This window comes from Microbacterium sp. CPCC 204701, assembly GCF_004010105.1.
Classification (GTDB): Bacteria; Actinomycetota; Actinomycetes; order Actinomycetales; family Microbacteriaceae; genus Microbacterium.
Genome location: NZ_RRYE01000304.1, coordinates 1 through 3,686, shown reverse-complemented (window position 1 = coordinate 3,686; position 3,686 = coordinate 1). Strand labels below are relative to the sequence as shown.

The window sequence follows — 3,686 nt, the reverse complement described above, 5'->3', positions numbered from 1 at the left end:
AGCCGGCCGCGGCGGAGCGGACGAGCGTGTTCGGCAGGTCGTCGCTGTCGACGAGCGACGCCCACGCGGCGGCCTTGGCCTCGGCGGTCGGAAGGGCCGCCTTCGCCTGCGCCGCGAACTCGCCGCCCTTGGCGGTGTTGTCGGCGGCCAGCGCCGCGTCGATCTCGGCGGTGCCGACGACGCCGCCGGCGGCGAGCGACACCAGCAGCTGCCACGACAGGTCCGTGTCGATCTCGAGGCCCTCGAACGTGACCTCACCATCGCGGAGCCGGCGCACCTGCTCCCGCTGCGACGGGGTGGACGCCGCGCTCGCGAAGGCCGTCACGAACTGCAGCTGGCTGTCGCTGCCCGCTTCGGCGGAGCCGGCGAGATCCCACAGCGCGCCGGCGACCTTCTCTCGCGTCGCGTCGCGCTTCTCGGGGGCGACGTACGAGTTCGCGGCGAGCTGCAGCTGGGCGAGCGTGGTGCGGACGGTCGTCGACTCGGACTCGGCGCCGATATTGCGCAGCACGAGGTCGACGTAGTCGGATGCCGAGGCCTCGGCGTCGCGCGTCTGGTCCCACGCGGCGCCCCATACGAGCGAGCGCGCAAGGGGGTCGGTGATCTTTCCGAGGTGATCGATCGCGGTCTGCAGGGAGCGGTCGTCGAGGCGGATCTTCGCGTACGCGAGGTCATCGTCGTTGAGGAGTACGAGGGCGGGGCGCGTGCGGCCCTTGAGCTCGGGCACCTCGGTGAGGTCGCCGTCCACATCGAGCTCGATGTGGTGCACGCGCACGACCGCGTCGCCGTCGAGCTCGTAGAACCCCACTCCGAGGCGGTGCGGGCGGATCGTCGGGTTGTCGGCGGGCGCCGTCTGGACGATCGCGAAGCGCGTGATGGCGCCGTCGGCATCCGTCACGATCTCGGGCGAGAGAGTGTTGACTCCCGCGGTCTCGAGCCACTTCTTCGACCACGTCGACAGCTCGCGGCCGCTCGTCGTCTCGAGCTCGGCGAGAAGGTCGCTCAGCTCGGTGTTCGACCACTCGTGCTTCTTGAAGTACGCGGCGACACCGGCGAAGAACGCCTCGACCCCCACCCACGCGGCCAGCTGCTTGAGCACCGAGCCGCCCTTCGCGTACGTGATGCCGTCGAAGTTGACCTGGACGTCCTCGAGGTCGTTGATCGTGGCGACGACGGGGTGGGTCGAGGGGAGCTGATCCTGACGGTACGCCCAGGTCTTCTCCATCGCGTTGAACGTGGTCCACGCCTCGGTCCACTCGGTGGCCTCGGCCGTGGCGATGGTCGACGCCCACTCGGCGAACGACTCGTTCAGCCACAGGTCGTTCCACCACTTCATGGTGACGAGGTCGCCGAACCACATGTGGGCGAGCTCGTGCAGGATCGTGACGACGCGGCGCTCCTTGACGGCATCCGTCACCTTCGAGCGGAAGACGTACGACTCGGTGAAGGTGACCGCGCCGGCGTTCTCCATCGCGCCCGCGTTGAACTCGGGCACGAAGAGCTGGTCGTACTTGGCGAAGGGGTAGGCGTACTCGAACTTCTCCTCGAAGTACGCGAAGCCCTGGCGCGTCTTGTCGAAGATGTAGTCCGCGTCGAGGTACTGCCACAGGCTCTTGCGGCCGTACACGCCGAGCGGGATCACACGGCCCGAGGCGCTCGTGAGCTCCGAGAACGTGGCCTCATACGGCCCCGCGATGAGCGCGGTGATGTACGACGAGATGCGCGGCGTCGGCTCGAATCGCCACGTCGCGGTGCCGTCGCCGTGCTTCTTCGGCTCGGGCGATGGGGAGTTGGAGACGACCTTCCAGGGCTCGGGCGCGGTCACCGTGAACTGGAACGTCGCCTTCAGATCGGGCTGCTCGAACACCGCGAACACACGGCGCGAGTCGGGCACCTCGAACTGGGAGTACAGGTACACCTCGTCGTCGACCGGGTCGACGAAGCGGTGCAGGCCCTCGCCCGTGTTCGTATAGAGGCAGTCCGCGTCGATCACGAGCTCGTTCTCGGCGACGAGACCCTCGAGCGCGATGCGCGAGTCCGCGAACACCGACGAGGGATCGAGCGCGCGGCCGTTGAGGGTGATCTCGCGCACCTCCCGGGCGATGAGATCGATGAACGTCGAGGCACCCGGGGTGGCGGTGAAGCGCACGACGGAACGGGAGCCGAAGACCTCGCCGCCCCTCGTGAGGTCGAGCGCGACCTCGTACGACTGCGTGTCGACGAGGGCGCGGCGCTCCTGCGCTTCGATGCGGGTGAGGTTCTCTCCAGGCACTGCTGTGGCTCCCATGGGTGAGGATGACGGATGTTCTGGATGCGCCCTCGTCGCGGGGCGCGCGATCCGGCGGCCGCCACGAGCGCTGCTGGCGCCGGTGACAACCGTTCCAGCCTATGCCAGGCCACCCATTCTGGCCCGTTCTGTGGACGAACGGACCGGCACGCAATGTCAGGATGGATGAGTGAGTTCTTCCGAGTACCCTTTCGTTCCGTTCGCGTCGCCGGCTGCCGCGTCCGGCGCCCCGTTCGTCGGGAAACCCGTCGCGTACGATGCGATCCTCCTCGCGGGCTTCGGCGGCCCGGAGGGCCAGGACGACGTCATCCCGTTTCTGCGCAACGTCACGCGAGGGCGCGGCATCCCCGACGAGCGCCTGGAGGAGGTGGCCCACCACTACCGGCACTTCGGCGGGGTGAGCCCGATCAACGCGCAGAACCGGGCGCTCAAAGCGGCGCTCGAGGCCGAGCTCGATCGCCGCGGCATCGACCTGCCGGTGTACTGGGGCAACCGCAACTGGGCCCCGTACCTCGAAGAGGCGGTGACGGATGCGGCGGCCGCCGGTGACACGAGCCTCCTGGCTCTCGCCACCAGCGCGTACTCGTCGTTCTCGAGCTGCCGGCAGTATCGCGAGGACTTCGCGCGCGTGCTCACCGAGACGGGGCTGGCAGAGACCGTCACGATCGACAAGGTGCGCCAGTTCTTCGACCACCCGGGCTTCGTTCAGCCCTTCGTCGATGGCGTACGCGGCGCGGTGGCGGGCATTTTCGCCGAGGGCGTCGCACCGGAGGCGGTCCGTGTGCTCTTCTCGACCCACAGCATCCCCACCGCCGACGCGCAGCGCTCCGGCCCCCGCGAGGGCGATGGACTGCACCGGGAGCTCGGCGACGGCGGCGCGTACGCCGCACAGCACCGCGCTGTCGCCGAGGTCGTGATGGCTGCTGTCGCCGCCGAGGTGCCCGGCGCTGAGCGGGTGGCGTGGGATCTCGTGTACCAGTCGCGGTCGGGTCCGCCCAGCCAGCCGTGGCTCGAGCCCGACGTCAACGACGTGATCGCCGAGCTTCCCGCCGCGGGCGTGCAGGCGGTGGCGATCGTGCCGCTCGGCTTCATGAGCGACCACATGGAAGTGCTGTGGGATCTCGACACCGAGGCGATGGATGCCGCCACCGAGGCGGGACTGCGAGCCGTGCGCACGCCGACCCCCGGTGTGGATCCCGTCTTCGTCGCGGGTCTCATCGACCTCGTGGAGGAGCGCCTGAACGGTACCCCGGCGGCGGAGCGCCCGCATGCGACCGGCCTCGGCCCCTGGTTCGACGTGTGCCGTCCGGCGTGCTGCGAGAACGTGCGCGCGGGGTTCAAGCCGGCGGCCGCCGGCCTCGCGCCCTGAGCGTGCGCCGCGGCGGCAGCCGTGCGCTCC

General features: G+C 69.7%; 2 protein-coding genes. One reads left to right on the top strand and one right to left on the bottom strand.

Translation table 11 applies throughout. The annotated features are described in order from the left end of the window. On the bottom strand, window positions 1-2,272 hold a 2,272-nt coding region (gene pepN, locus EIO58_RS14360; protein WP_127820104.1), incomplete at its 3' end, for an aminopeptidase N. Between the two features lie 184 nt (window positions 2,273-2,456). On the opposite strand from pepN, the gene EIO58_RS14355 reads away from it, so the two are divergent. Further along, window positions 2,457-3,656 carry a ferrochelatase gene (locus tag EIO58_RS14355; protein ID WP_127820103.1) on the top strand — a complete coding sequence of 400 codons (1,200 nt, stop codon included), beginning with the start codon at window positions 2,457-2,459 and terminating at the stop codon, window positions 3,654-3,656. Window positions 3,657-3,686 lie beyond the last annotated feature (30 nt).